We start from the raw sequence: 502 nt of genomic DNA, 5'->3' as shown, positions 1-502 counted from the left end.
AATGTAAAGCCGGGAATCATTGGAGTGTTCTTTGAAACGGCGTTATTTCAACAATGCAACCACCGTATGACGACGAACATTCGCTTGCGCATTTAACGCTTGGAACGTCGAGGTAAACTGACCAGACGTCTCCATAAAACCATCCAGTTTTGCGTTCACTTCATCTACCGAAAGTTGATGACTTTTGCTTTGGATTGAGCGCATCTGCGTGTTCAACTCGCCATGAAAAGCTTTCGCTTCTTCTAAGCTGGTTTGCACTTGTCTTAAGTGCTGATTGACTTTCGAGATGGTCTGTTTGATGCCATCACGAGAGCCTAAATCAAAACTCAGCTCAGCAATACCGTCCGGCTCAGATTTCAAGTTCAGCACATTTGGCTGGCCAGCTGGGAAGCGATGCCCTTCGCCCGTAACCAAAACCTTCTGCTGCATTTGTTGATAAGCGTTATCGCGCGCTTCAAACAAAATGGTGCCGTCTTCAGCCAATGATGCGCGCATGCCCATT

1 pseudogene is annotated in these 502 nt (G+C 47.0%); it reads right to left on the bottom strand.

Annotated elements, in window-relative coordinates:
- Positions 1–42: 42 nt before the first annotated feature.
- Positions 43–502, bottom strand: a pseudogene (locus R7R78_RS29845) (flagellin); the annotation flags it as partial.

This window comes from Vibrio sp. 2134-1 (assembly GCF_033339495.1).
This window is presented reverse-complemented; position numbering and strand designations above follow the sequence as displayed.